This is a genomic window from Pseudomonas sp. Pseusp3, from assembly GCF_047304225.1.
Classification (GTDB): Bacteria; Pseudomonadota; Gammaproteobacteria; order Pseudomonadales; family Pseudomonadaceae; genus Aquipseudomonas; species Aquipseudomonas fluorescens_CD.
Genome location: NZ_JBGLYV010000060.1, coordinates 14,123 through 39,886 on the forward strand (window position 1 = coordinate 14,123; position 25,764 = coordinate 39,886).

General features: G+C 61.5%; 23 protein-coding genes and 1 pseudogene. 11 read left to right on the forward strand and 13 right to left on the reverse strand.

Going from position 1 to position 25,764, the window contains the following annotated elements:
- Positions 1–483 (reverse strand): tripartite tricarboxylate transporter TctB family protein, encoded by a 483-nt coding sequence (locus ACCD00_RS19890; protein ID WP_413427104.1) that lies wholly within the window; start codon positions 481–483, stop codon positions 1–3.
- A 1-nt stretch (position 484) separates the two neighbouring features.
- On the reverse strand, positions 485–1,450 hold the full coding sequence (locus ACCD00_RS19895) for a Bug family tripartite tricarboxylate transporter substrate binding protein (protein ID WP_413427106.1): 966 nt from the start codon (positions 1,448–1,450) through the stop codon (positions 485–487).
- Between the two features lie 378 nt (positions 1,451–1,828).
- Here ACCD00_RS19895 and ACCD00_RS19900 point away from each other — a divergent pair, with 378 nt between their 5' ends.
- From ACCD00_RS19900 to ACCD00_RS19915, 4 genes are all read left to right on the forward strand, one after another.
- Positions 1,829–2,086, forward strand: coding sequence for a DUF2790 domain-containing protein (locus ACCD00_RS19900; protein ID WP_413427108.1), 258 nt, complete (start codon positions 1,829–1,831; stop codon positions 2,084–2,086).
- An 84-nt stretch (positions 2,087–2,170) separates the two neighbouring features.
- Positions 2,171–2,842: a heavy metal response regulator transcription factor gene (locus ACCD00_RS19905; protein WP_046040381.1), complete on the forward strand. Its 672-nt coding sequence runs from the start codon at positions 2,171–2,173 to the stop codon at positions 2,840–2,842.
- 8 nt (positions 2,843–2,850) lie between these two features.
- Complete coding sequence (locus ACCD00_RS19910; protein WP_413427110.1) at positions 2,851–4,281, forward strand: heavy metal sensor histidine kinase; 1,431 nt, start codon at positions 2,851–2,853, stop codon at positions 4,279–4,281.
- A gap of 189 nt (positions 4,282–4,470) precedes the next feature.
- A complete protein-coding gene (locus ACCD00_RS19915; protein ID WP_413427112.1) occupies positions 4,471–6,774 on the forward strand; it encodes a DUF3772 domain-containing protein in 2,304 nt (767 codons plus the stop codon).
- A gap of 30 nt (positions 6,775–6,804) precedes the next feature.
- On the opposite strand, the gene ACCD00_RS19920 is transcribed toward ACCD00_RS19915, so the two are convergent.
- Both ACCD00_RS19920 and ACCD00_RS19925 read right to left on the reverse strand, forming a co-directional pair.
- Positions 6,805–8,295 carry an aldehyde dehydrogenase family protein gene (locus ACCD00_RS19920; protein ID WP_413427114.1) on the reverse strand — a complete coding sequence of 497 codons (1,491 nt, stop codon included), beginning with the start codon at positions 8,293–8,295 and terminating at the stop codon, positions 6,805–6,807.
- Positions 8,296–8,343: 48 nt separating this feature from the next.
- Positions 8,344–8,733, reverse strand: a complete 390-nt coding sequence (locus tag ACCD00_RS19925) for a c-type cytochrome (RefSeq protein ID WP_413427116.1) — start codon at positions 8,731–8,733, stop codon at positions 8,344–8,346.
- Between the two features lie 281 nt (positions 8,734–9,014).
- Here ACCD00_RS19925 and ACCD00_RS19930 point away from each other — a divergent pair, with 281 nt between their 5' ends.
- From ACCD00_RS19930 to ACCD00_RS19940, 3 genes and pseudogenes are all read left to right on the forward strand, one after another.
- Positions 9,015–10,337, forward strand: a complete 1,323-nt coding sequence (locus ACCD00_RS19930; protein ID WP_413427118.1) for a hypothetical protein — start codon at positions 9,015–9,017, stop codon at positions 10,335–10,337.
- A gap of 273 nt (positions 10,338–10,610) precedes the next feature.
- Positions 10,611–11,120 (forward strand): annotated as a pseudogene (locus ACCD00_RS19935) (cache domain-containing protein); the annotation flags it as partial.
- Between the two features lie 144 nt (positions 11,121–11,264).
- A complete protein-coding gene (locus ACCD00_RS19940; protein WP_413427148.1) occupies positions 11,265–12,518 on the forward strand; it encodes a methyl-accepting chemotaxis protein in 1,254 nt (417 codons plus the stop codon).
- 147 nt (positions 12,519–12,665) lie between these two features.
- Here ACCD00_RS19940 and ACCD00_RS19945 read toward each other — a convergent pair whose 3' ends face one another.
- On the reverse strand, positions 12,666–13,817 hold the full coding sequence (locus ACCD00_RS19945) for a hypothetical protein (protein WP_413427120.1): 1,152 nt from the start codon (positions 13,815–13,817) through the stop codon (positions 12,666–12,668).
- A 361-nt stretch (positions 13,818–14,178) separates the two neighbouring features.
- Between ACCD00_RS19945 and ACCD00_RS19950 the strand changes: the two genes are divergently transcribed.
- From ACCD00_RS19950 to ACCD00_RS19960, 3 genes are read left to right on the forward strand one after another with little or no spacing between them, the layout of a single operon-like run.
- Positions 14,179–15,492: an amino acid permease gene (locus ACCD00_RS19950; RefSeq protein ID WP_413427122.1), complete on the forward strand. Its 1,314-nt coding sequence runs from the start codon at positions 14,179–14,181 to the stop codon at positions 15,490–15,492.
- On the forward strand, positions 15,485–16,765 hold the full coding sequence (locus ACCD00_RS19955) for an aspartate aminotransferase family protein (protein WP_413427124.1): 1,281 nt from the start codon (positions 15,485–15,487) through the stop codon (positions 16,763–16,765). Before ACCD00_RS19950 ends, ACCD00_RS19955 begins: the two co-directional genes overlap by 8 nt.
- Positions 16,766–16,774: 9 nt before the next feature.
- Entirely contained in the window at positions 16,775–17,791 is a 1,017-nt protein-coding gene (locus ACCD00_RS19960) for a phosphotransferase enzyme family protein (protein ID WP_413427126.1), read from the forward strand.
- A 168-nt stretch (positions 17,792–17,959) separates the two neighbouring features.
- Here the strand turns inward: ACCD00_RS19960 and ACCD00_RS19965 are convergent, their stop codons facing one another.
- Together ACCD00_RS19965 and hpaC are read right to left on the reverse strand one after the other, a co-directional pair.
- Positions 17,960–18,253, reverse strand: coding sequence for a DUF6124 family protein (locus ACCD00_RS19965; RefSeq protein WP_413427128.1), 294 nt, complete (start codon positions 18,251–18,253; stop codon positions 17,960–17,962).
- A gap of 473 nt (positions 18,254–18,726) precedes the next feature.
- Positions 18,727–19,236, reverse strand: a complete 510-nt coding sequence (hpaC, locus tag ACCD00_RS19970; RefSeq protein WP_413427130.1) for a 4-hydroxyphenylacetate 3-monooxygenase, reductase component — start codon at positions 19,234–19,236, stop codon at positions 18,727–18,729.
- A 259-nt stretch (positions 19,237–19,495) separates the two neighbouring features.
- Here hpaC and ACCD00_RS19975 point away from each other — a divergent pair, with 259 nt between their 5' ends.
- Positions 19,496–20,125, forward strand: a complete 630-nt coding sequence (locus tag ACCD00_RS19975) for a response regulator transcription factor (protein ID WP_413427132.1) — start codon at positions 19,496–19,498, stop codon at positions 20,123–20,125.
- Positions 20,126–20,246: 121 nt separating this feature from the next.
- Here ACCD00_RS19975 and feaR read toward each other — a convergent pair whose 3' ends face one another.
- From feaR to ACCD00_RS20005, 6 genes are all read right to left on the reverse strand, one after another.
- Complete coding sequence (gene feaR, locus ACCD00_RS19980; protein ID WP_413427134.1) at positions 20,247–21,167, reverse strand: transcriptional regulator FeaR; 921 nt, start codon at positions 21,165–21,167, stop codon at positions 20,247–20,249.
- A 152-nt stretch (positions 21,168–21,319) separates the two neighbouring features.
- Entirely contained in the window at positions 21,320–22,270 is a 951-nt protein-coding gene (locus ACCD00_RS19985) for a PDR/VanB family oxidoreductase (protein ID WP_413427136.1), read from the reverse strand.
- 173 nt (positions 22,271–22,443) lie between these two features.
- Positions 22,444–23,184, reverse strand: coding sequence for an SDR family NAD(P)-dependent oxidoreductase (locus tag ACCD00_RS19990; RefSeq protein ID WP_413427138.1), 741 nt, complete (start codon positions 23,182–23,184; stop codon positions 22,444–22,446).
- A gap of 10 nt (positions 23,185–23,194) precedes the next feature.
- Entirely contained in the window at positions 23,195–23,695 is a 501-nt protein-coding gene (locus ACCD00_RS19995; RefSeq protein ID WP_413427140.1) for an aromatic-ring-hydroxylating dioxygenase subunit beta, read from the reverse strand.
- Complete coding sequence (locus ACCD00_RS20000) at positions 23,692–24,975, reverse strand: aromatic ring-hydroxylating oxygenase subunit alpha (RefSeq protein WP_413427142.1); 1,284 nt, start codon at positions 24,973–24,975, stop codon at positions 23,692–23,694. Before ACCD00_RS20000 ends, ACCD00_RS19995 begins: the two co-directional genes overlap by 4 nt.
- 23 nt (positions 24,976–24,998) lie before the next feature.
- The coding region (locus ACCD00_RS20005) for an amidase family protein (RefSeq protein ID WP_413427144.1) at positions 24,999–25,764 on the reverse strand (766 nt) is incomplete at its 5' end.

The following is a 25,764-nucleotide window of genomic DNA, read 5'->3' on the forward strand; positions in this document are numbered from 1 at the left end:
TCACAGCCAGATGTTGATCAGCGATGGCAGGGAAACCCCCAGCCCGGCGTTGAACAGCCAGTAGATCGGCAGGGTCAAGGCAATGCCGATGGCCAGGTCCCGCACCGGATGACGACTGCCAAACCCCCGCGCCGAACAGGCGAACAGCAGCCCGGCGGCCAGCACAAAGCCGATGAGGTTGATCAGCACCGCCACCCCAACCAACCCGCCAGTGACCCAGGCGGCCCCGGATTTTCCGCCAGGGATCACACCATTGCCGCTGTCCAGTTCGCGAAAACCGCCGGTTAGCGCCTGATAACTCAGCAGCAGGCCCACCACGCCGAGAAAGCCGGCGACGATCCAGGGATAGACGTAAGCCGGCAGAATCACGAAGCCCATCTCGGGCGGAAAGCGGTTGGCTCCCTCGGCCAGCAAGGCGCTGAGGGCGATCAGTCCAAGGCCGATCGCCAATTGCGTCGGCACGATTGCGCGTGACCCGGCCATCTCAAAGCAGCCCGACCTTGACCAGCATCGCCCGCAGACGCACGTGCTCTTCGTCGACGAATTTGCCGAAGTCATCACCGGTCAGCACGCTCTCGGTCCAGGCATTGGTTTTGATGTTCTCTTGCCAGACTTTGCTTTTGCTGGCGGCCACAACCGCGTCGGTCACTTCTTTACGCTGCTCGGCTGTGAGGTTCGCAGCACCGTAGACACCACGCCAATTGCCGATGATCACGTCGTAGCCGCTTTCCTTGAGGGTCGGCGCATCGATCCCCGGGACACGCTCGGGCGCACCGATGGCCAGCACCCGGATCTGGCCGGCCTTGATGTATTGACCCAGTTCGGCGTAGCCCCCGGTGAGCACCTTGATCTGGCCGCCCAGGGTCTGGGCGACGATTTCACCCCCACCGCCGGTGGCGATGTAATTGACCTTGTTGACCGGGACATCCAGTTTGCCCGCCAGCTCGGCGATGCCGATGTGGTCGATCGACCCCTTGGAACCACCGCCAAAAGTGACGCTAGTGGGCTTTTCCTTGAAGTCCTTGATCAGGTCATCGAGGGTCTTGTATGGCGAATCCTTGCGCACGGCAATCACGTTGTATTCGGTAAACAGGCGCGCAATCGGCGTCACATCCTTCAGGCTGATCTGCGGTTTGTTCTGTTCGATGCCCGCGACCATGATCGCGCCAACCACCAGCAATGCGTTCGGGTCACCCTTGGTGCTGTTGGCAAACTGTGCCAGCCCCAGGGTCCCACCGGCCCCGCCCTTGTTCTCGAAGGTCACGGCCTTGGCCGTATTGGCTTCGAGCATGGCCTTGCCCAGTACCCGGGCGGTCTGGTCGTAACCACCGCCCACGGAGCCCGGGGCCATGAATTTCACGGTATCCAGCGCGAAGGCTGGTGCGACCAGCACGGCAGCGGTCAAACCGGCGGCCATGCAGCGACTCAAACGTTGGATCAAAGCGGACATGGGCATCTCCTGATTGCATTGTTTTTATAGGTGCCGTTTGCCCATCGACGTACTCGATGAACATCGGCCTGCGAACAAGCTTAGGCCATGGATCCGTGGGTCGGTCCGTTTTGCTGAAACCACTTTCCAATGTCGCTGCTGCCCCTTGTGGGAGCGGGCTTGCTCACGAAGAGGCCATCACATTCAACATTGATGTTGGCTGATACACCGCCTTCGCGAGCAAGCCCGCTCCCACAGGGTCCCGGGTGCTCCCGCCATCCTTTCATTACAACTTTGTCATCAAGCTGTTGGTCGGCTGTCCGGATCGCCTCGTTAACCTGAACTCACTGTCAGGCCAACCACCGGCAGCCACCCTGCCCTTGTAGAGAGAGATTCGTCATGAAAATGTTGATCCTTGGTTTTGCCGCCCTGCTCGCCACCGGTTCGGCGTTTGCCGCAACTCAATCCACTTCACCCGTCATCCACGACAAGGACGGTTTTTATGTGGACGTGGATGTCGCCAAAGTGCTGTCCATGACCGACCTCAATGGCAAGTGCGGCATCGTGCCGGCGCAGTTCAATTACCTCGACCACCAGGGGCGCGAGCACCAGCTGGACTATCAGGTCCAGGGCGTGAATTGCATTGGCGAGAACTGATCGGATGCCTGTATCGACGATTGATCGGGCTACACTTGCGCCACTGGCTTGCCCCTGTAGCCCGACCGAATCAGGCAGACTTTCATGAACATCCTCGTAGTCGAAGACGAACCCAAGGCCGGCAATTACCTGCTCAACGGCCTGCAGGAACTCGGATACACCGTGAGCCTGGCGCGCGACGGCGTCGATGGTTTGCACCTGGCCCTTGAGCACGATTTCGATGTGATCGTACTGGACGTCATGATGCCGAAGATGGATGGCTGGGAAGTCCTGCGTCGCTTGCGCAAGGAAGCCGACACACCGGTGTTGTTCCTCACCGCCCGGGATGACATCGCCGACCGCATCAAAGGCCTGGAACTTGGCGCCGACGATTACCTGATCAAACCGTTTTCCTTCGCTGAACTGGTGGCACGCCTGCGCACCCTGACCCGGCGCGGCCCTACCCGGGAAGAGGAGCACCTGCACGTCGACGACCTGCAGATCGACGTGCTCAAGCGACGCGTCAGCCGCGCCGGCAATCGCATCACCCTGACCAACAAGGAATTTGCCCTGCTGCACCTGTTCGCCACGCATCAGGGCGAAGTGCTGTCACGCTCGATGATCGCCTCGCGGGTCTGGGACATGAATTTCGACAGCGACACCAATGTCGTCGATGTCGCGGTGCGCCGCCTGCGCCTGAAAATCGATGATCCGTTCCCGCTCAAGTTGATCCACAGCGTGCGCGGCATCGGCTACCGCTTCGACACTCAACCCTGAATACCGCCATGAATGCGATGACACCGCTGCAATCCGCTTCCCGCCTCAGTCACTCCCTGACCTTGCGTCTGGCGCTGGTGTTTGCCCTGCTGGCGTTTGTCTCGCTGGCGCTGTTGGGTGTCGCGCTGTACCGCGACCTGGAGCGCGAGTTGATCCGTCGCGACGACATTGCCCTGATCACCCGCATCGACCAGTTGCGAACCTTCCTCAACGACAGCAATACCCTGGACCTGATCAAGGCCAAGCCGGCGCTGTTCCAGAACATGATGGGCAACCGCGAGGCCCTGCTGACCATCGGCACCCCAGGCCAACCGCCGTTGCTGGTGGTCAACCCGGGCAACCTGAAAATGCCGGTGCTGACCCCGGTGGCGATGGATCATCGCCTGACCCTGAATGACGTGCAGCACTTGCCCAACGTCAATGGCGTGCCGTTTTCCGCCTTGGCGGCGACCATCGACTCGGGTGATCTGGGCAGCCTGCAAGTGGTGACAGGGCGCTTGATGACCGAACGCACCGCCGTGCTCGCCGACTACCGCTTCAACGTGTACCTGTTCGCCAGCGTCGCGGCGATTCTGCTGTCGCTGTCCGGTTATGTGCTGGTGCATCGTGGCCTGTTGCCCGTGCGGCGCCTGGCCCGTCACACCCAGAGCATCGACGTCGGCAACCTAAACGAACGCCTCGACAGCCAGGGCGCGCCACTGGAGCTGTTGCCGATGATCGACGCCTTCAACGCCATGCTCGACCGGCTGGACAAAGGCTTCATACAACTGGGCCAGGTGTCGACCGACATGGCCCACGAACTGCGCACGCCGATCAACAACCTGCTGGGTGAAACCCAGGTGGCCTTGCAGCAGAACCGCAGCACCGACGCCTATCAGCAACTGTTGGCCTCGAACGTCGAAGAACTTGAACGCCTGGCGCGCATGCTCGACAACATGCTGTTTCTGGCCCGCACCGATCCGCGCAGCGCCTTGCGCCAGCGTCAGGAACTGGATGCCGCCGACGAAATGCAACGCATGGCCGACTACTTCGAAGGCCCGGCGGGCGACGTTGGCATCTGCATCAATGCCCAGGGCAGCGGTCTGATCTGGGCCGAGCCCATGTTGCTGCGCCGTGCCCTGGCCAACCTGTGCGCCAACGCCATCAAGTACGGCGCCCCGCATTCCGAGCTGTGCATCCACGCCAACCCGACTGCCGACGGCATCCAGGTGCAAGTGCGCAACCACGGTCCGACCATCGCGCCGCACCATCTGCCACGGTTGTTCGAACGCTTCTACCGGGTCGATGAGTCCCGCGAACGCTCGTCCCAGTCCAATGGCCTGGGCCTGTCGATCGTGGCGACGATCATGCAACTGCACAACGGTGCCTGCCATGTCAGCAGTGCCGACGGCATCACCTGCTTCGAGCTGTTTTTCCCGGCGCGACAACAGCATGAGTAACGCCTGAACGAAAACCACCCGGGTCACTTGCGACAAAACTTCGCTCGAGGGTGCGTGTCATGGCCTAACCTCATTGGCTAAGTGATCAACAACCCGTCGAGCACGCCGATGTGCAACGTATTCAAGTCAATGATCTGCATCGCCTTCGCGCTTCTGGCGGCAAGCCCGGGCTGGCTGTTGGCGACACCCATGGCCGACGCCCTTACCCCCGCCGCCACCCCTGCGGTCATCAGCATCCCCGATAACGATCTGCTGGGGCTGCAAAACCAGTTGAACAGCCTCAAGCAGCAGGTTTCCCTGGCCACCAATTACACCCAACTGGAAAGCGCACAGGATCAGGTGCAAGTACTGATCCAGGATATTGATAGCCTGTCTGCATCGCTACTGCCCGGGCAGGCGCAGTTGCAGGCGCAACTCAACGTGCTGGGGCCCGTGCCCCTCGCCGAGAATGCACAGGTGACGTCTGCCATTACCACCCAGCGAGACACCCTCGGCGAGCAGAAAAACAGGATCGATAGCCAACTCAAAACCCTGGAAGCGCTGAAAAAAAGTGCCGCCGAGCTGATCACCCAGATAGCCAGTATTCGCCGCAGCCTGCTGGAAGCGGAAGTGACCCAGCAAACCACCAGTATCCTGAACCCGGTTTTCTGGTCACCTTTGTTCAATTTTCCGGCAGAAGACCGCCAGCGTTTCAGTGCCCTCATCGAGCAACTCGGGGCCACGCACCGGGCGGCCTGGCAACCCGGACAACGCGGGATCACGGCCGCACTGCTGATACTGGCCCTGGCCATCTGGACCGTTGGGCGACGGTTCGCCGGGCGGGGCCTGGCGTGGCTGTGCATCCATCGAATGCCTGAAGGCCGGTTGCGGCGCAGCTCCCTTGCATTGGCGTCGGTACTGGCGACGGTGCTGACCGCCGGCGCAGCCTTGCAATTGCTGCACTTTGCCGGGACCCGGCAACTGCCCTACACCCCGCTGCTGGCCGATCTGGCGCAGTATCTGGAAAAGCTGGCCTATACCTGCGTGCTGATCACCGGATTGAGCCGAGCACTGCTGTCGACCAAACATCCCTCATGGCGCCTGCCCGATATTGCCGATCCGGTGGCCCTGGCGATGGCGCCCTATCCAAGGTTGCTGGCAAGCCTGCTGCTGGTGCTGGTGACACTGGTGCAGATGAGTAATGTCACCGGCATGAGCGCCGAAGTGGTGTTGTTCGGTCGGGGCATCGTGGCGTTGGTCGCTGCCCTGGTGATCGGTGCGCTCCTGTTGCGCGTCAGCAAGACCCGCAGAGACCTGATCGTTGCCGGAGAAGCCCCCGAAGGTGTCACAACCTTTGCCGGCCTGATTTATGCGTTTACCGGCGCTGCCGTGGTGGGGTCGCTGTTCGCCCTGGTGATCGGCTACGTGACGATGGCCCGGTTCATCACCTATGAACTGGTCTGGATATTCATCATCTTCGCCGGTTTCTACCTGCTCACACAGGTTTACCAGGACACTTGCGATTACCTTTTTTCAGCCCGGCAACCCACCGGCAGGACCATCAAACAGCTGCTGGGCATCGGCAATCCGCGCCTGGAGCAGATCTGCACCGTATTGTCCGGGGCAGGACGCGCGATCCTGATACTGATTGGCCTCATTGCGTTGTTTGTCGGCGGGATCGGTACGACACTGGGGCAACTGGTCACCGGCACTGTGGCCGTACTCGGCGGTGAAGGGCTGCGCGCGCTGAACATCGTCCCGGACAACTTGATGCGTGCCGTCCTGACACTGATGATCGGTGTCTATCTGATCCGCACGTTACGCCGCTGGCTGGACAAGGAGTTCCTGCCGAAAACCGAGATGGACCCGGGCATGTGCGCCTCGCTCAGCACCCTGTTTGCCAATATCGGTTACGCATCGGTGGTGCTGCTGACGCTGTCGTCGCTGGGGATCAAGTGGACCAACCTGGCCTGGATCGTCAGTGCCTTGTCGGTCGGCATCGGCTTCGGCCTTCAGGAGATCGTGAAGAACTTCATCTCCGGCCTGATCCTGCTGACCGAGCGCCCGGTGAAAGTCGGCGACCTGATCAGCATCAGTGGTGTTGAAGGCGATATACGACGGATCAACGTGCGGGCCACGGAAATACAACTCGCCGACCGCTCGATCATGATCGTGCCTAACTCGCATCTCATTTCGCAGAACCTGCGCAACGTCACCCTCGGCGGCAGCGCCCAGGGCGTGGTGATACTCGAACTGATGTTCCCGCTGGACATCGACCCTGAGCAAGTACAGAACCTGCTCTACGACACCTTCACCGAACACGAATCCATTCTGGATAAACCGGTGCCATTTTTGCGCTTCAGCCAGCTGAAACCCGAAGGCATCACGTTGACTATCACCGGCTATGTCGGCAGTCCCCGCACGGTCGGCGCGATCAAAAGCCAGCTGCTGTTTGAAATTCTCAAGCGGCTGGGTGCCGCTGGCATTGAACTGGCGAAACCGCCTGCTGCGTGATATTCGATCACGCGGCAGGCGGTCGCTACATCAATGCGCGATGCACACCGACTTGAGCTCGGTGTACGCCTCGATCACCGCACGGCCGAACTCGCGGCCCATGCCCGATTGCTTGACGCCGCCGAACGGCATCGCCGGGTCGAGCAGCACGTGGGCATTGACCCACACGGTGCCGGCCTCGATGCGTGGCACCAGGTTCATGGCCTTGCCCAGGTCGTTGGTCCACAGGCTGGCGGCCAGGCCGTAGCGGTTGTCGTTGGCCAATTCGATCACGGCGTCTTCGTCGTCGAACGGCATCACGCCCAGCACCGGACCGAATACTTCTTCGCGGGCCACGGCCATGCTGTGGTCGATGTCCGCCAGGATGGTCGGCTGCACGAAGAAGCCGTCGCCTTGCAGCAACTCACCTCCCGTCACCACCCGCGCACCTTCCTTGCGGGCCAGTTCGATGTGCTTGAGTACGCTTTGCTGTTGCTTGCGCGACACCAGCGGGTTGATCGCCGCTTCGCAGTTCATGCCCGCGCCAATCGGCATCGCCGAGACGGCGGCCGCCAGGGCTTCGACAAACTGGTCATGGATCGAACGGTGCACATAGAAACGCGAGGCCGCTGCGCAGACCTGGCCGTTGTTCAGCAAGCCACCGAGGATCGCGCCTTGCACGGCTTTCTCGATGTCGGCATCGGCGAGCACGATCATCGGGTTCTTGCCACCCAGTTCCAGGGAGAAGCGCGTCATGTTCTCCATGCACGCCACGCCGACACTCTTGCCCACGGCGGTGGAACCGGTGAACGACACTTTGTTCACCAAAGGATGCTGGGTCAGCGCGCCGCCGACGGAAGCGCCACCCCCGGTGACCACGTTGAATACGCCGGCCGGGATGCCCGCTTCCAGCGCCAGTTCAGCCAGGCGCATGGCGGTCAACGGGGTTTCCATGGCCGGTTTGATGATCACGGTGCAGCCGGTGGCCAGGGCCGGCATCAGTTTCCAGGCCGCGATCAGCAGCGGGAAGTTCCACGGCACGATGCCGACCACCACACCCACCGGCTCACGCTTGGTGAAGGCAGTGAACTTCGCACCGGGTGGCAACGGGATCGACACATCGAAGGTCTGGCCTTCGATCTTGGTCGCCCAGCCGGACATGTAGCGCATGAATTCCACGGTGGCGTTCAGGTCCAGCGCGCGGGCCATGTTGATCGACTTGCCCTGGCTCAAGGTTTCCAGCTGCGCCAGTTCTTCGGCGTGCTCTTCGACCAGACGGGTGAAGTTCAGCAGGATGCGCTCACGGTCCGCCGGACGCAGGCCCGACCACACGCCAGACTTGAAGGCCTTGTGGGACGACTGCACGGCGCGCTCGACGATTTCCAGCGGTGCATCCAGGGTTTCGCACAGGGTTTGCCCGGTGGCCGGGTTGACCACGGCGATACTGTCGCCCTCGGCAAACACCCACTGGCCATCGATGAAGCAGCCGTGGCGACGTTCGAGGAATGCAGCAACCTGGGGCAGGATTTCAACGTTGCTCATAATTCACCTTTCATTCAGACGATGTGTTCAGGCGCAGATCCGGCCTGATCAGTGTTGTTCTTTGAGGAAGCATGCGACTGCCTGACGGTCGGCGGCGGAGGCCAGGCCCATGTACGGCATGTAAGTGCCCGGCACGTAGGCCTGGGGCTGGGTGATCAATTGCGTGATGTTCTCGGCTTGCCAGTCGACGTCCTTGTCGCGCATGGCCTGGGAGTAGCTGAAGCCCGGCAGCGAGCCGGACTTGCGTCCATACACACCGAACAGGTTCGGTCCCATCATGCCGGTCGTGCCCTTGGTCACCGCGTGGCAAACACTGCATTCAGTGGAGAACACTTCGGCACCACGGCGGGTATCCGGGGCGCATTCGGCGGCAGACACCGCCTGAACCAGAGTGAAGGACAGCAAGCCGATCAGGGGCAAACGCAGCGAAGTGAACATAAGAAACCGACCTTGAAAATCCGCGCACTCGCCGGCAGGCGAACGCCAACACTAATAATGCCGAGGCTGGGAGCTTCGGCAGGTTGTCAGGGATTGTCGGTGGTCGCCGGCCCGCAGGTTTTGCCCTGCGTGCCAGTTGTATTGGCCGGGCTGCCAAACCGGGGAATCTGGCATGCACAGCCAACTTATTGGCAAACAGGGAAAAGGGCAGGGAAAAGTCGGGCCTTAGTATCTAAAAAGACCGCAAACCTGCGCTCAAGAACAAGAACGGATGCCACACCATGCTCAAGTCCCCCTTGCTTCGTCTCTCGACTCTCGCGCTGATGATCAGTGCCGGCCAGGCCAGCGCCTATGAGCTGTACGCCGATGACGACAGCCATCTGAACGCCACGCTGGAAGCGGCGTTCGGCATTTTCCACAGCCAGGAAAACTACGCCCTGTCCGGCCGCCTCGACGAAGGTTCGTCGTCGTGGCGCGAGGGCTACATCAAATACGGTTTGAGTTTCGACAAGGGCCTGGGCGGTGCGGGCACGGCTTACGGCGCGGGCAACCTGCTCAGCTCCGGCACCTGGGGCGACGGCGATGCCGCCGGCTTCAGCGACGGTTCGGAACGCACCACCAAGTTCGAAGATGCCTACCTCGGCTGGCGTTCCGCGGACCTGTTCGGGGCGTTGGGCAAGGACGGCGTCGACCTGTCATTCGGTCGCCAGAACATCATGATCGGCGATGGTTTCCTGATCAATGGCGACGCGCTGAACATAGGAAAAGGCCTGGCCGACGGCGAATTCAACCGTGGCGGCGCCTACTACCTGGCGGCGCGCAAGGCCTTCGACGAAACCGCCATATTGCGTCTGGGTGGCAAGGAAGGCTGGCGCGGCGACCTGATGTGGCTCAAGTCCGACAACCGCGCCCAGGCCAAGACCGAAATGTACGTCGGCACCCTGGAACACGTGGCCGAGGCCGGCACGGTCGGCCTGACCTACATCAAGACCACCGACATCGACGAACAGTTCGCCTCCCCGGCGCAACTCGAACGCGACGGCATGAAAACCTACAGCGTACGCGCGGCAGGCAATGCCGGGGTGAAAGACCTGTTCCTCTCCGGCGAATACGCCAGGCAGGACAAGCCCCACGCCTCCGACGAAAACGCCTGGTACCTGGAAGCCGGCTGGACCTTTTCCGACGCTGCCTGGACGCCGAACGTCAGCTACCGCTACAGCCGCTTCTCGGAAGGCTACGACACCTTGTTCTACGGCATGAGCCGTGGTTACGGCACCTGGTTCCAGGGCGAAGTGGCAGGCAACTACGCCGGGCCGTTCAACACCAACTCACGCATCCAGAACGTCGGGCTGAAAGTCTCGCCGCTGGAGAACCTGAACCTCGGCGCGCTGTACTTCAACTACGACACCATCGACCGCAGCCTGGGCAACACCGACGGCCACGAAGTCGACCTGTATGCCGAATGGCACGTCAACGATCACCTGACCGTGATGCCGCTGGTGGGCTTCTACCAACCGGACAAGAGTGCTGACAACGGCGGCACGCAACTGGGTAACAACGACCGGAACGTCTACGCCCAACTGCTGTTCGTCACTGGTTTCTAATGTCGGTCACGGGCAACGGCGCTGTCGTTGCCCGTGTGGAAAAAGGTATTTCCAATGCACAAAAAATTCCTGACGATCCAGAGCAAGATCGCCCTCCTCGCCGGCCTCTGCCTGCTGCTGGTCGTTGGCTTGCTGATGGGTTTGTCGCTCTATCAGACCCACAAGAGCAGCGAGCAAGTGGCGCAAGCCAGCGGCGACATGCTCGCCAATGCGGCCAGGGAACACATGCAAGCGCTGGGCAAAGTGCAGGCCATGCAAGTGCAACGCACCTTCATGCAGACCCACGAATACGGCCAGGGGTTATCGCGCTACCTGTTGTACCTGCGACAACTGCAACAAAAGGGCAACCTGACCCGCCAACAACTGCGCCAGGAGCTGAGCACCCAGCTTCACCAGGCCTTGATCGACAAGCCCGACCTGCTCGGGCTTTATGTCATTTTTGAACCCGGTGCACTCGATGGCGCCGACGCCGGTTTCGCCAACCAGGCGGAACTTGGCAGCAATGAAACCGGACGCTTTTCGCTGTATTGGGTGCAGAGCAAACCCGGCGAACTGCAAGCGGTGATCGGCGACGAAGGCCTGCTCGCCAACACCGAGCCGGGGCCGAGCGGCGCGCCGTACAACGCCTTCTATACCTGCGCCCGCGACACCCGCCAGGCCTGTGTGCTGGAGCCCTATTTCGACGAAGCCTCCGGCAGCCGCAAACTGGTGACCAGCGTTGCCTTCCCGCTGCTGGAAAACGGCAAGGTCATTGCCGTGGTGGGACTGGATATCAACCTCGCCGCCCTGCAACAAAACAGCGAAACCAGTGCCCGTGCGCTGTTCGATGGCAACGGTCGGATCAGCATCGTCAGCCCGCGTGGGGTAATCTCCGCCAACAGCCAGGATGTCAATCGCCTGGGCCAACCGATGGACAGCAACGAGGTCATGGACGCCTTGCGCCAGGGCAAACCCGAAGTGTTTGTCGACGCCCGGCAGATCAAGGTCCTTGAGCCGCTGTCGCCGATTGCCGGTGCCGCGCCATGGGGTGTGTTGGTCGGTGTGCCGCAGGACGTGTTGCTGGCACCAGTCGCCACACTGCAAAACGAACTCGATGCCCAAGGCGTGCAAAGCACTGCGCTTGAACTGCTGCTCGGTGGCGGCTCGGCCCTGCTCGGCCTGCTGCTGATCTGGTACACGGCGCTGCGCATCACCCGGCCGCTGCAAGTACTGACCCGGGTCATGGAGGATATTTCCCTCGGCGAAGGCGATCTGACCCGGCGCCTGCAAGTGCAATCGCGGGATGAAATCGGGCAACTGGCGACCGCTTTCAACCGCTTTGTCGAGCGCATCCACCATTCGATCCGCGAGGTGTCATCGGCGGCGCTGGGGGTGAACGAAGGCGCGCGGCGGGTACTGGATGCGTCAAACTCGTCGATGAGCAATTTCGACGATCAATCCACCCGCACCAACAGCGTGGCGGCGGCAATCAACCAGTTGGGCGCGGCCGCACAGGAGATCGCCCATAACGCCTCCGACGCCTCGCATCAGGCCTCCAATGCCCGGCAACAGGCCGAGGATGGGCGCCAGGTGGTGCAGCGCACGATCGAGGTAATGAACGAACTGTCCGGCAAGATCAGTGCATCGTGCGCCAACATCGAAGTGCTCAACGACAAGACCGTGAACATCGGGCAGATCCTCGAGGTGATCAAGGGCATCTCCCAGCAGACCAACCTGCTGGCGCTCAACGCGGCGATCGAAGCGGCGCGGGCCGGTGAAGCGGGCCGTGGTTTTGCTGTCGTCGCTGACGAAGTGCGCAGCCTGGCCGGACGCACCCAGACATCGGCGCTGGAGATCCAGCAGATGATCGAGGAACTGCAAGTGGGCGCGCGGGAATCGGTCACCACCATGACAGAGAGCCAGCGCCACAGCGAAGAAAGCGTCACCATCGCCAACCTCGCCGGCTCCCGCCTGGGCAGCGTGACCCAGCGCATCGGCGAAATCGACAACGTCAACCAGTCCGTCGCCGCCGCCACCGAAGAACAGACCGCGGTGGTCGAGGCCCTGAATGTCGACATCACGCAAATCAACACCCTGAACCAGCAAGGCGTGGAGAATTTGCAATCGACATTGCGCGCTTGTACCGAGCTGGAGCAACAGGCGGCGCGGTTGAATCAGTTGGTGGGGAGTTTTCGGATCTGAGGATTGATGTTGCCTGATCTGCCGCCTTCGCGAGCAAGCCCGCTCCCACATTTGATCCAGGTCGCACACAAACTCTGTGTTCACTGAAAATCCCTGTGGGAGCGGGCTTGCTCGCGAAGAGGCCAGCACATCCAACATCAATCTCGACTAAACATTGGGAAGATCCATCCTATAACCCGCGCCCAGTGCACCTTCATGCAGCGCCGACTGAATTTTCGAATACAAGGCGTTCGCCTCAGCAGTAGTGATGGATCGCGAACAATCCCTCAGTACAACGCGCAGCAGCACATTTTCCTGTCCCGGCAGAAGCCCCAGGCGCTCAATTGCCTGCATAGGTAAATCCGAGAATGGCCAACGCCCCTTGACCTGCATTTCTTCGATCCAGTCAGAACAGTCGCCAGCAGCCTGCAACATCCTTTCGGTCAACACTTCCTCGCTCAAACCCGGCGTTACCGCTAACGAAATATCACGAGTAATCGAAGGCAACCGAGAGACGGCGCTCCACGGATTCAGATCATGCATCTGCGCCTGTACTCGTTCGTTCTTGTCGCGTAACAAACGAATATCCGGGATTCCTTTGCGCAACATGGTCAGACGATCCAATCCCATTCCGAGCGCCAACCCGCCATGACGCACAGGATCTATCTTCAGTCGGTCCAGCAAGGATTTCGCAATTCGACCGCACTCCAGCACCTCGACCTGAGCGCGGTCGTTCAACACATTCACTTCGATTCCACCCTCCGTGTAGTGATGCGGACTTTGGTTGTAGATCCAGGACTTGTCAGGCACCGCTGATTTGAGGATATCGCTAACCAGACGCAGCAAATGTTCATGCGTCGACAACTCGGGATCACCCAGCACCCAGATATCCATCTGATGTGGTTCCGCACAGTGCCAACGATCCCGACTGTCGCGGCGGAAAGTGATGCCGGGTGCGGCCAGTAATATTGTCTCTCCTGGTTGTCGTACTTGAGCCGCACGCTGAAGTGCTGCTGGAATTTGACTGGTGGTTTGCGTGCGCAACAACGAGCACTCGTCGACCCAGCGTGTGTGTGCACTCCCTAGCGTAACTTCTGACGAGTCATAACCGAGTAACCCGTAGTTTTCTTCAGCGGACACAATTCGTGGCCCTGTCAGTAGCTGCGCTTGCGGCCAGCCTTTTTCAGTCAGTTTTTGAAGGATTTCCTTCAGCAATAACCGAACAGCGTGATCCGGCGTGGCAGCTTCCGTTAGATCGATCTGCAGCAGGGCTTGTTGGAGTGCACCTCCTGATACGGTTTTCTTTGAAGACGTGTCCATGCTCTTCCTCTCCTCCTTAAAACACAGTGCCAACACAGTACACAGCCGTTGGCCTGCATATCCTTAGAGCTGGAAAAATCAGAATGAACTGACAGTCGGGTCTGACATTGCAGGTGGGATGCGCAGATCTCTGCTCGTCTTGGACCGAGGTGTTGCCTTCGCATGCAGGCTCCCGAAGAGGATCACCATCGGGATCAAATCTGGCACCCACAACCAACGACATGGCATGCGCACAAACATGCCGCGCCGCGCCCCGCGCGTAGTATCGAGACCAGCCCCATTCCATGGGCGCAAAGCAACGCTGAACCCCTCCATTCCTCACTAAAACAATAATTCGGCCTTCGGGTCGCGGGAGACTTCTGTGCTCAAGAAAAGTGCGCTGGGCTGGCCAAAGATTGCCGGCCTCGGAATTGCGTTGGTGGTGGCCGGGCAGTTTTCCGGCTGGAACTTCGGGTTGGCGGCCGGTGGCTGGCTGAACATGCTGGTCGCCACATTGTTGATGGCCCTGCTCTGCGGCGGCCTGGCCTTGTGCGTGGCGGAACTGTCCACGGCGCTACCGAGTGCCGGTGGTGTGTTCGTGTATGCGCAAAGTGCGTTCGGGCCGTTCGTGGGTTACCTCGTCGGTTTCGCCTGTGCCCTGGCACTGACTATCGGCACCGGCGCGGCGGCCACCTTTATCTGCGCTTACACCGAATCGATTTTCGGCCTCGGTGGCTGGCCGGTGAAGATTGCCCTGTTCGCGGTAATCATCGGCATCCACATGCGTGGCGTCGGTGAAGCCATGGGCCTGACGTTCATTGCCGGTGTGATAGCCGTTGTCGCCCTGCTCACTTTTGGCGTGGCCATGGCGCCCCATGTCGAGTTGGCCAACTTGCTGAAGTTGCCCGCCAGCGTCGCAACACCGGTCAGCCTTGGCGGCATCTTCGCCTGCGTGCCATTCGCGATCTGGTTGTTCATCACCGTTGAGCAAACCGGCTCGGCCGCCGAAGAGGCGCACAACCCCGGTCGCACCATGCCCCGCGGCATTCTGGCGGCCATTGGCACCTTGCTGGTGACCGCGCTGGTGGTGCTGGTGTGTGCACCGGGTGCCGGTGGTGTCGAGCTGGTCGGCTCGGCTGGCGACCCGCTGTATGCCGCGATGTCCAGCAACAGCGCCTTCGGTGAAGGTTCATGGCTGGCCAGGGTGATTGGCTGCGGCGCGGTGTTCGGCCTGATCGCTACCTTCTTTTCCCTGGTGTACGCCGCCTCCCGGCAACTGTTCGCCATGGCCCGCGACGGCCTGTTCCCGCAATGGCTGGGCAAGACCGGCAAACGCGGCACGCCCTACCCGGCGCTGTTGCTGATCGGCGCCATCGGCCTACCGCTGTCCGAAATAGACCCGGCTACGGTGATGCTCGCGGTCGTGCTGCTGCTCAACGTTTGCTACCTGTTCATCTTCGGCGCGTACCTGCACATCAAGCGCAACCAACCGGACCTGCCACGGCCGTTCACCCTGGTCGGCGGCAAACTGGTTGCGTGGCTGGGCCTGGCCCTGACGCTGGTGGTGATCGCCGCCTGCTTCCAGCTCGACATGCTGATGCTGATCGCCCTCGCCGTGACCTTCACCCTGTGCATTTTCAATTACCTGCTGCGCAACCGCCGCACCACCGTCATCGAGGTTCCAGACCATGCCTGAAGACTCTCTCCTGCACCGCCGTCATCGCGTACTCGGCAGCGCCTCGCCGCTGTTCTACGACAAGCCCTTGCACCTGGTGCGCGGCGAAGGTGTCTGGCTGTTCGACGTCGACGGCCGGCGCTACCTCGACGTCTACAACAACGTGCCCTGCGTCGGTCACTGCAACCCCCACGTGACCGAGGCCATGCACCGCCAGGCCACCACGCTGAACATCCACACCCGCTACCTGGATGAACACGTGGTGCGCTACGCCGAACGTCTGACCGCGACCTTCGCCGCGCCGCTGGACACCGCCATGTTCACCTGCACCGGCAGCGAAGCCAACGAACTGGCGCTGCGCCTGGCGCGGTTCGCCAGTGGCGGCACCGGCATCATCGTCAGTGACTACAACTACCACGGCAATTCGGCATCGCTGGCAGAAGTCACCACCGCCCTGCCCTCACCGGAGCCCTTCGCCGCCCATGCGCGCGCCGTGCCGATTCCGTGCCTGTACCGCGCACCGGCCGGCACCACCGAGGCACAACTGGCCGAGGAGTATGCGGCCAACATCGCAGCGGCGATTGCCTCGATGCAGGCCCAGGGCATTCGCCCGGCCGCATTGCTGATCGATACCCTGTTCGCCAACGAAGGCCTGCCGCGGGTGCCGGCCAGTTTCGTCAACAAGGCCGCGGCGCTGATCCGTGCCGCTGGCGGTCTGTTCATCGCCGACGAAGTGCAATCGGGTTTTGGCCGTACCGGCGATCACCTGTGGGGCCACCAGGCACACGGCGTGGTGCCGGACATCGTCACCCTCGGCAAACCGATGGGTAACGGCTATCCACTGGCCGGGTTGATCACCCACAAGGCGCTGGTCGAATCCTTCGGGCGCCACGCCATGTACTTCAACACCTTCGGCGGTTCGCCCGTGGCGGCTGCGGTCGGCATGGCGGTACTGGATGTGATCGAAGAGCAGCAACTGCTGAAAAACGCACAAAGCGTCGGTGCCTATGTGCAGCAACGCCTGCAAGTGTTGGCCGACAAGCACTCGATCATCGGCGACGTGCGCGGCAAGGGCCTGTTCTTCGCCATGGAACTGGTGCGCGACCACGCAAGCAAAGAGCCGGCCGGACTGGAGGCGCGCAAGGTGGTCAACGACATGCGCGAGAACGGCGTGCTGATCAGCAAGATCGGCGCCGGCGACAACATTCTCAAGCTTCGCCCACCGCTGGTGTTCGGTCGCGACCACGCGGACCTGTTCGTCGACACCCTGGACAGCGCGCTCAGCGCGATTTGAGGCCTTGCCATGACTGAATTCCACACCTTGTCCCATGACCAGCAAGTGGCCCGTCTGCACGAACTGGCGCACCATGCCCTGCACCAGTGGGACGGCGAATTCGCCGACATTGAACTGGTGAAGTTTCGCGAGAACGCGGTGTTTTCCGCCCGCCGCCACGATGGTCAGCGGGTGGCCCTGCGTATCCATCGCAATGGCTATCACAGCCAAGCCGCGCTGCGCTCCGAGCTGCAATGGATGGAGGCGCTGGCGGGCGCCGGTATTACCGTTCCGCAAATCATCCGTGCGCAAAATCAAAGCCACCTGGTCGAAGTCACCCATCAAGCCATCGGCGAACCCCGCCACATCGACATGCTCGCCTGGCTGCCCGGTGCGACCGCAGGCACCTCGGAGAACGGGGTGCAGGCCGATACCGAAATCGACTTTCTGTTCAGTGAAGCCGGCGCAATTGCCGCGCGTATCCACCTGCATTCAACGCACTGGCAGCAGCCGGACGAGTTCGTCCGGCATGCCTGGGACGAAGAAGGCTTGATCGGCGCCAACCCGTTCTGGGGGCGTTTCTGGGAACTGGAACAGCTCAGCGATGAGCAGCGGGATCTGCTGCAACAGGCCCGGCGCAGGGCGCGCAAGGACTTGCGCCAGTATGGTCGGCACCTGGGCAACTTCGGCATGATTCACGCCGACCTGGTGCCCGAGAACCTGCTGATCGAAGGGCCGCGTCTGCGGTTGATCGACTTCGACGATGCCGGGTTTGGCTGGCACATGTTCGAGCTGGCCACGGCGCTGTACTTCTGCCTGGATGACCCGCGCTATGAGCAGATCAAGGCGGCGCTGCTCGACGGCTACAACGCGGTCAAGCCGCTGACCGAGACGGATCGCAAGACCCTGGCGTTGTTTCTGATGCTGCGCGGCACCACCTACCTGGGCTGGATTCACACCCGCCAGGGCACGCCGACGGCGATTGAAATGGCGCCGATGCTGATTGAACGGGCTTGCTTGTTGACTCGGGAATATTTGCAGGCCTGATATACCGCTTTCGCGAGCAAGCCCACTCCCACACTGGATCTCCAGCGAACACAAATCCTGTGTGCGACGGTGATCAAAGTGTGGGAGCGGGCTTGCTCGCGAAGAGGCCCTCACATCCAACATCCATATCGACTGACACACCCCTATCGCGGGCAACCCGGATCACGCTCAAGACGGATCGAGACGATCCAGCGCCCGGTTCACCGCCAACTCCCCCAGCATGATCACTTGCGCGATGCCCAGCAGGGTGTTGCGGTGCGTGCCCTGCAGAAATCCCGCCAGATCGTTGGCCATGACACTGGCTGAAGCGAGTGACTCGCAGGCGTGGGCCAGCAGGGTTTCGGTGTCGATGTCGGGGTTGATGGTGAACAGTGTGGAGGGTTTATGCGGGGTGGCCATGATATGAGCGGCCGGGTTGGGGCAGGAATCGTTGTCTGGTGGATCAGGCGTAACCTTGAACATGATGTTCTTTTCCGTTGTGATGCAGCCACGCCGTCGCTGCTAAACGAGGGGGTGGCGGCTGTACGCAGGTTAGCAGACCGGGGAAAAGAAGAAAGCCGGCGCGCCCAAGGGCGCCCTACGCACAGCCACCATCAAATGCAGGTATGGAATACCTGCCTGACGGACACTCGTACGACCTTCAAATACCACGGGCTGCTAAACCCGATCACTGGGAATCAGTGACACGGACCAAGTTACCGATGGCCTCCAGGGCGCGAAAGCCGGCGGATTCTGGCGTACCTGTAGGCTATGACGCAAGGCGCTGTAGCTTGCAGGAAGTTAATCTGACAGCCGTTAAACATGTACTTCGAACGGATACCGCTTTCGCGAGCAAGCCCGCTCCCACAGGGATCTCTGATGTACACAACATTTGCGTACGACATAAACCATTGTGGGAGCGGGCTTGCTCGCGAAGAACGATAACGCGGTCCCGATCAAGCCGCGCTGGCATGCTCAAGGCGATGAAACAACCGGTTGAAATACACCAGGCTATCGCGCGGCTCCCGCACCCCGACCTTTTCCAGCTCGACAAACATCACCGAATGCGACCCCACTTCCTTGCACTCGCTGATCCGCCCTTCCAGCTGCACCAGGGCATCGCGCAGCACCGGCACGTCGGCCGCGCCATCGTCCCACAGGTCCCAGGCGAAACGCTCGGCCATCGGCACCTGGGTCATGCCGGCGAAGTGCCGGGCCAGTTCTTCCTGCTCGCCACACAGCACGTTGACGCACAACCGGCCGTTGGTGCGGAATACGTCGTGGGTGGCGCTGTTGCGGTTGACGCACACCAGCACGGTGGGCGGCGAGTCGGTCACCGAGCACACGGCGCTGGCGGTGATGCCGCAGCGCCCGCCCGGGCCGTTGGTGGTGATGATGTTCACCGCCGCCGGCAGCTGCGCCATGGCGTTGCGAAAGTCGATTTGCTGCTGGCTCAGGTCGGCCATGTCGATGCCCCTTCCTTCAGGAGGACCGCGTCGAAAGCGGCCCGTAGGTGATGGAACAAGACTACGGCTGCGGGCGCGGCACAACCATTCTGACGATCCCCATGGTGAGGCTGGGTTTCCGCTAGTCGACTAGGTGGTTTCTTTATCGCAAGGGCCGGCCACAGTGGGTATTCTGCATACAGGCTCCAGAACGATGAGCCGATGCGTGCCGTGCGTTCGCGTGCGAAAACAATAATTAGAAATTATCGTGGCAGCCCCGATGGAAACCCGTAAACCGATTGTTTATATCGTTGACGACGACAAGGACCTGCGCACTTCCCTGGCCTGGTTGCTAGAGTCGGTCAGCGTGCAGGCGCAGTGCTTTGCCGGCGCCGAAGAGTTCCTCAGCCAATACGACCCCAGGCAGCCCGCCTGCCTGGTGCTCGACGTGCGCATGCCGGAGACCAGTGGCTTCCAGCTGCAGGAAATCCTCAACCAGCGCGGCAGCACCTTGCCGACCATTTTCGTCTCGGCCCATGGCGATATTCCGATGTCGGTCACGGCGATGAAGAACGGTGCGCTGGATTTCGTCGAGAAGCCCTACAACCCGCAGCAGATGATCGACCGCATCCAGGCCGCGCTGAAGACCGCCGTACACGCCCAGGCCGATCAGCAGCAGCGGCAGAACCTGCAAGGCAAGCTGGCACTGCTGACCAGCCGTGAGCGGGAAGTGTTGATGCTGGTGATTGATGGCAAGGCCAGCAAGGTGATTGCGCGGGAACTGAACATCAGCGTGAAGACCGTTGACGTGCACCGCACCAAGATCAAGGAAAAGATGGGCGTGACCAGCATTGCGATGCTGGTGCGCGAGGTGCTGCATTTGCCGACTGAAGAGCCGGTGCGGCACTGAGTGATCTGCGGCGGTCATGAGGCCGCCTTCGCGAGCAAGCCCGCTCCCACATTGGCTCTGTGTACGGCGCAGATCCAATGTGGGAGCGGGCTTGCTCGCGAAGGGGCCAGCACATCCAACATCAATTGTGGCTATAGCGCTTGCGATAAGCACCCGGCGACACGCCGAAGCGTGATTTGAACGCTGAGGAAAAATAGCTGGAGTCAGAAAAGCCCCAGGCATAACACAGTGCCGAAAGCTTCTGCTCGACATCGGCGCGGCGCAGGTTTTCGGCGCAGAAGTCCAGGCGTCGGTGCTTGATGTATTGCGCCACCACCAGGCCACGCTTGGAGAACATCCGGTATAGGCCGCGCACGGAAATCCCCACTTCACGGGCAATCAGTTCGGGGCACAGTTCTTCGTCGCTCAGGTGCGCGTCGATGAAGGCGATGATCTTGCGAAATTGTCGCTCGTGCGGGTCCGCGCCACTGTCGCGGGCGCTGATGCCCGGCAGCAACAGGCTGGCCAGGGCATCGAGCACGGCTTCGCTCTCCTGCATGTCCAGCCCTTCCTGCTGGCGGGTGCCCTGCACCAGCTTGTTGGCCATCGCCGCAAGAGGGCTGCTGGCCGCGATTCGCGTGGCACAGTTGACGGCATTGAAGTGCGAACCACGCTCGACCACCTGGCGTGGAAGAATCAACGAAAGCTGGCGGCAATCGTCGTTGTAGATCATGTCGCTCGGACGGCTGGCGTCGATCAGCGCGATGTCACCACAACCCAATTGAGCACGGTTGTCGCCCTGCTCCAGTTGCGAGCTGCCCCGCATCTGGAACACCGCGTAGTAGTGGCCGTCGCTGCTGGTGCTGACGTCCTTGCTGGTGCGATACAAATGCACGTGCGCCATGTCGACCACACTGAGGTTGATCGCACCGCTGCGAAATTCCGCCAGTTCGCCGTAGAAATCGGTATCCAGCGCCCGGGCATCGAAACGCCCACAGGCCTGGTTCACCTGGCTCAACCAGCTTTCGAACGCCTCGTTGCGCACCGTCGATGCTGTAATCATGTCCGCAATGCCTCACGTTTTTTGTTGTTATTTTTCGACCGCTTCATCGAGCGGTTCGTCAAAACCGTTGTTTCTGTAGCCATCGCCTCCCTCGACGGCCGCCGGGCGCCCATTCAACAGGCTCCGGCGCAGGCTTTCCAGCCTTCCTGGTCTTAAAGGTCCAATACCAGACGAGCGGAAAGCGCCCGTGATACACAAGCGCAAATCTGCTTGTTGGACGCCTTTTCCTTGTTCGACAGGCAGTTGTCGCGGTGCTCCGGCACACCGTCCAGGACCTCGACGATGCAGGTGCCGCAAATGCCTTCACGGCACTCGGTGTCGATGTCGCAACCGTGAGCCTGCAGTACGTCGACCAGACTGGCGTTGGCGGGCACCTGCAGCACCACGCCGGAACTGGCCAGTTCCACTTCGAACGTGCCGGCCGGCGCGCTGTTGGCCGCCGGGGCCGCCGCGAAATGCTCCAGGTGAATGGCATCATCCGGGCGACTGCGCGAAGCCACCTCCACCACTTTGTTCATGAACGGTGCCGGGCCGCAGGTGTAGACATGGGCGGCGCTGCCGGCGCGCTCCAGGCATTCGCTCAGCGCGCCGTCCAGATCCGCAGGCTCCACGCCGTAGTGGAACTCCACGTGATCGGCAAAATTCGTCGCCAACAGCTGGGTAAACGCAGCGTACTGCGCCGAACGGGCGAAATAGTGCAGACGGTACGGCTGACCGCTTTCCGCCAGTCGATAAGCCATGCTCAACAGCGGCGTCACGCCGATACCGGCGGCGAACAGCACGTGTTCGCCGGCACTTTCATCGAGGCGGAACAGGTTGCGCGGCGCACCCATTTCCAGCTCCATGCCCTCTTCAACCTGCTCATGCAACGCCAGCGAACCACCGCGCGACTGCGCTTCTTTCTTTACCGCCACCAGATACGCACGGCGATCCTGGGGCGGGCTGCACAGCGAATACTGGCGGGTCACCCCGGTCGGCCCGGTCAGGTCGACGTGGGCACCCGGCTCATAGGTGTCGAGCGGCTGGCCGTCACTGCGCACGAGGCGAAAGGAACGGATATCCAGCGCTTCGTCGACGATCCTTTCGATCTTCACCTTCATCATTGCATCACCTGAATACTTGTTTTTGTTTAACGGTACGACTTGGGCCGATCCCCTGTAGGAGCGAGCTTGCTCGCGATGAACCTGAGAACAACACGGGGTGCCAGGTTTCCAGCGTCATCGTTGACGACCATCGCGAGCAGGCTCGCTCCTACAGGGGGGCATTTTTCTGCGTCTCAGCGCATGAACAGGCCGCCGTTGATGTCCCAGCACGCGCCCGTTACGGAGGCGGCGTTGTCGGCGACCATCAGCAATACGCTGTCGGCGATGTACGACGGATCGCCAAGGGTGCCGGCCGGGATCATTTTCAGGATCTGTTCCAGACGCTCAGGCGCCACGGTTTCGCGCACCACCGGCAAGTCCAACGGACCTGGCGAGATGCTGTTGACCGTCACGCCTTGCGGGGCCAGTTCACGGGCAAAGACCTTGGTCAGGGTCGCCACGCCACCCTTGGCCGCCGCATAGTGCGCACCGGTTGCGGTGCCACCGTTCTGTCCGGCCAGGGACGCGATGTTGACGATGCGCCCGAAGCCACGCTCGGCAAAATGTGCGCCGAATACCTGGCAGGCCACGAAGGTGCCGCGCAGGTTGATCGCCATCGACTCGTCGAACTCTTCCGGCGTGATGTCCATCAGCGCCGCGACCTTCGACACACCGGCGTTGTTCACCAGAATGTCAGTGCCGCCCCAGCGCTCGGCGAGCAGGTCGCGGGCACGCTGGAAGTCGGTCTTGCTGCGCACATCCAGTTCAATGGCGACCGCAGTGGCGCCGCTGCCATCCAGCTCGGCGGCCAGTTGCTGCACACCATCGAGGCGTACATCCGCCAGGCCGACGCGATAACCCGCTGCATGCAGACGTCGGGCGATGCACTCGCCCAGTCCACGCGAAGCACCCGTTACGAGGGCTACTCGACTCATGATCCTGCCCTCACAAAAGGAAACCGAGCGCGCTCAGGCTGTCGGTGGAGTTGATCAGCCGCACCACTTTTCGCTCCAGCGACGGCACGCCGTCGGTGAAGCGGATGCGGTGGTTCAGGTCGGCCACGAACGGCGTATGCACGCCGCGCTTGTAGGCGTACAGCAACTGCGCGGAGTTGACTTCGACGATGTCACCGGCGGCTTCCACCAGGCGGAAACGCGAAACAGTGCGAATGGTCTTCGCCGCGTCCACCGCCGACGGCGAGAAGCCGGCGCTCAAGCGTTCGATACGCAAGGCACGCATGCGCGCATCGTCGTAGGCGTAGTTGAGGGTTGCTTCGAAATCTTCGGTGTCCGGGTCGATCGGCACGATGTACTGGCCGCTTGCGCTCCACAGGGTCGCCCATTCGGCGTAGTTCTTGTGGTCGAGCAGTTCGGCTTCGCGCCAGATGAATTCGATGGCCTGGGCCAAGGGACCGGTAAAACCGTTCAGGGTGTCGTGATTGCTCATTGGCTCATCATCCTTTTCCACATGTCGTAAGCACCGCGCATGCCGCCTTCGTCGGTGGCGTGGCTGACCTTGTCGCCGTTTTCAGCGGTGATTTCGCGGTTCAGGCCGCGGTTGACCAGGATTGGCGCATCGACGCCGGCATACGAGCCGCGCTGCACGCGGTCCCAGGCTTCGGCATCGTCAGGGCTGCCGAAGCCGAACGGGCCCTGGAAGTGTTCGTGGATGCGCATGCGTTCGCGGTTGGCGATTTCAGGACCACCGTCCATGCCCAGGGCAACGTGGCGGATCTCGGTTTCGGTGACCGACACCGGGCGCAGCACGCGGAAGAACGACATCGACATGGCCACGTTGGGGAACAGGTTCAGATTGAACCCGGCGCCGTGCAACGAACGCACGATGCGACGGACCTGATCGGCCGGCATGCTTTTCGACAGTTCTTCAGTGACGTGGGCAAAGCGCTCCTGCAACTGCTCGGTGCCGTCGTCGTGATCGAGGTCGACGTGCTCCGGCACCATCACCATCACGCTGTGGCCGTTGCCCAGGGAGTGGGTCACGGCCTGTTCGTCGGTCATGAACGAGAGCATTTCCGAGGTTTCTTCATCCACCGACGACATGAACGACTTGTGCACGATCGGGAAGTGGTAACCGTCGGTGGTGTTTTCCAGCTGGATCTTCCAGTTGCCCTTGAAGCTGAACTTGTGTTCGCCCTGGGTCTTGATCGGGTAGCCGGCGCCCTGCTTCATGAACAGGTCCATCCAGTGTTTGGCGCCGCCGAGGAAGTCTTCCAGCGGTTCGATCTCGTCGTTGTAGCTGGCGAAGACCATGCCTGCATAACTCTCGACCCGCAGGCTGGTGAGCGGCAGTTCGGACTTTTCCAGGATGCCTTCATAGCCATCCGGATACGGCAGCGCGCGCAGCTTGCCGTCCAGGCCATAGGACCAGCTGTGATACGGGCAGGTGAAACCGCTGGCGTTGCCCTTGTGCTTCTCGCACACGGTGGCGCCACGGTGCCGGCAACGGTTTTCCAGGACGTTGATGGTGTTCTTCTTGTCGCGCACGACGATCACCGGGCGACGGCCAATGGTGGTGGTCTTGAAGTCGCCGCTGTTGCGCACTTCGCTTTCGTGGGCAACCCACACCCAGGTGCGGTAGAAAATCTTTTCCAGCTCGGCTTCGAACAGCGCCGGGTCGTTGTACAGCGAGACGTCGACGCGGTCGTGACTGACCAGTTCGTCCGGGCTTTTCGATGATGCGATCAGCCGGTATTCATGAGTGCTCATGCGGTTCTCCTCATGGCTTCTTTTTATGGTTTCTTTTGGGACGGTTCACCGGCCATGCTTTGTTGCAGCTGCGCACCGAAGGCGCAGACCATTTCGTCCTGACCTTTACGGCCGACGATTTGCAGGCCGACTTTCAAGCCGCCGCAATCGATTTCCACCGGCACCGACAACGCCGGGTGGCCGCTCAAGTTGAAGGGCCGTACCAGCGGCGTCATGCCAGCCACAGCCTTGCTGCCGGCACGAGCCTCGCTGAGGGTCGGCGGCAGGCTTGGCAGAGTCGGCAGCAACAGCACCGCGAAGTCCTCCAGCGCTGCATCCACTTGCTGCGTGAAACAGGCGCGCACGGCTTCGGCCTGGGCCAGTTCTTCGCGAGTGGTGCGACTGGCCGCCAGCAAACGGGTTTCCACGTCCGCGCCGATCAGGCCCTTGCCGGTCAGGTGGCCGAACGCCGCCCAGTTTTCGAAATTGATCACGGTCAGGCCGGCGGCGAACGCCGCTTCGAATTCGCTCAAGTGCAGATGGCTGCGACGCCACCCGGCGCGGTCGGCGGCGGCACCCAGGCTGGCTTGCAGGTGCGAATCGCAGGCCACGTCGAGAAAGCCGACTTTGGCGCCGTCACCGGGCAAACCTTGCACGTCGAAACCCGGGCAAATCACCTGCATCGCGGCTATCAGGTCGTCCATGGTCCGGGCGAACGGCCCCACGCAGTCGAGGCTGGAAGCCAACGGATGCGCGCCGATGCGGCTGACCCGGCCGTAGCTCGGCTTGAGCCCGGCAACGCCGCAGCAC

Excerpts from the sequence above, each read along its gene's own strand:
- ACCD00_RS19890 (WP_413427104.1), bottom strand. The coding sequence starts at position 483 with ATGGCCGGGTCACGCGCAATCGTGCCGACGCAATTGGCGATCGGCCTT.
- ACCD00_RS19895 (WP_413427106.1), bottom strand. The coding sequence starts at position 1,450 with ATGTCCGCTTTGATCCAACGTTTGAGTCGCTGCATGGCCGCCGGTTTG.
- ACCD00_RS19900 (WP_413427108.1), top strand. The coding sequence starts at position 1,829 with ATGAAAATGTTGATCCTTGGTTTTGCCGCCCTGCTCGCCACCGGTTCG.
- ACCD00_RS19905 (WP_046040381.1), top strand. The coding sequence starts at position 2,171 with ATGAACATCCTCGTAGTCGAAGACGAACCCAAGGCCGGCAATTACCTG.
- ACCD00_RS19910 (WP_413427110.1), top strand. The coding sequence starts at position 2,851 with ATGAATGCGATGACACCGCTGCAATCCGCTTCCCGCCTCAGTCACTCC.
- ACCD00_RS19915 (WP_413427112.1), top strand. The coding sequence starts at position 4,471 with ATGGCCGACGCCCTTACCCCCGCCGCCACCCCTGCGGTCATCAGCATC.
- ACCD00_RS19920 (WP_413427114.1), bottom strand. The coding sequence starts at position 8,295 with ATGAGCAACGTTGAAATCCTGCCCCAGGTTGCTGCATTCCTCGAACGT.
- ACCD00_RS19925 (WP_413427116.1), bottom strand. The coding sequence starts at position 8,733 with ATGTTCACTTCGCTGCGTTTGCCCCTGATCGGCTTGCTGTCCTTCACT.
- ACCD00_RS19930 (WP_413427118.1), top strand. The coding sequence starts at position 9,015 with ATGCTCAAGTCCCCCTTGCTTCGTCTCTCGACTCTCGCGCTGATGATC.
- ACCD00_RS19940 (WP_413427148.1), top strand. The coding sequence starts at position 11,265 with ATGGACGCCTTGCGCCAGGGCAAACCCGAAGTGTTTGTCGACGCCCGG.
- ACCD00_RS19945 (WP_413427120.1), bottom strand. The coding sequence starts at position 13,817 with ATGGACACGTCTTCAAAGAAAACCGTATCAGGAGGTGCACTCCAACAA.
- ACCD00_RS19955 (WP_413427124.1), top strand. The coding sequence starts at position 15,485 with ATGCCTGAAGACTCTCTCCTGCACCGCCGTCATCGCGTACTCGGCAGC.
- ACCD00_RS19960 (WP_413427126.1), top strand. The coding sequence starts at position 16,775 with ATGACTGAATTCCACACCTTGTCCCATGACCAGCAAGTGGCCCGTCTG.
- ACCD00_RS19965 (WP_413427128.1), bottom strand. The coding sequence starts at position 18,253 with ATGTTCAAGGTTACGCCTGATCCACCAGACAACGATTCCTGCCCCAAC.
- hpaC (WP_413427130.1), bottom strand. The coding sequence starts at position 19,236 with ATGGCCGACCTGAGCCAGCAGCAAATCGACTTTCGCAACGCCATGGCG.
- ACCD00_RS19975 (WP_413427132.1), top strand. The coding sequence starts at position 19,496 with ATGGAAACCCGTAAACCGATTGTTTATATCGTTGACGACGACAAGGAC.
- feaR (WP_413427134.1), bottom strand. The coding sequence starts at position 21,167 with ATGATTACAGCATCGACGGTGCGCAACGAGGCGTTCGAAAGCTGGTTG.
- ACCD00_RS19985 (WP_413427136.1), bottom strand. The coding sequence starts at position 22,270 with ATGATGAAGGTGAAGATCGAAAGGATCGTCGACGAAGCGCTGGATATC.
- ACCD00_RS19990 (WP_413427138.1), bottom strand. The coding sequence starts at position 23,184 with ATGAGTCGAGTAGCCCTCGTAACGGGTGCTTCGCGTGGACTGGGCGAG.
- ACCD00_RS19995 (WP_413427140.1), bottom strand. The coding sequence starts at position 23,695 with ATGAGCAATCACGACACCCTGAACGGTTTTACCGGTCCCTTGGCCCAG.
- ACCD00_RS20000 (WP_413427142.1), bottom strand. The coding sequence starts at position 24,975 with ATGAGCACTCATGAATACCGGCTGATCGCATCATCGAAAAGCCCGGAC.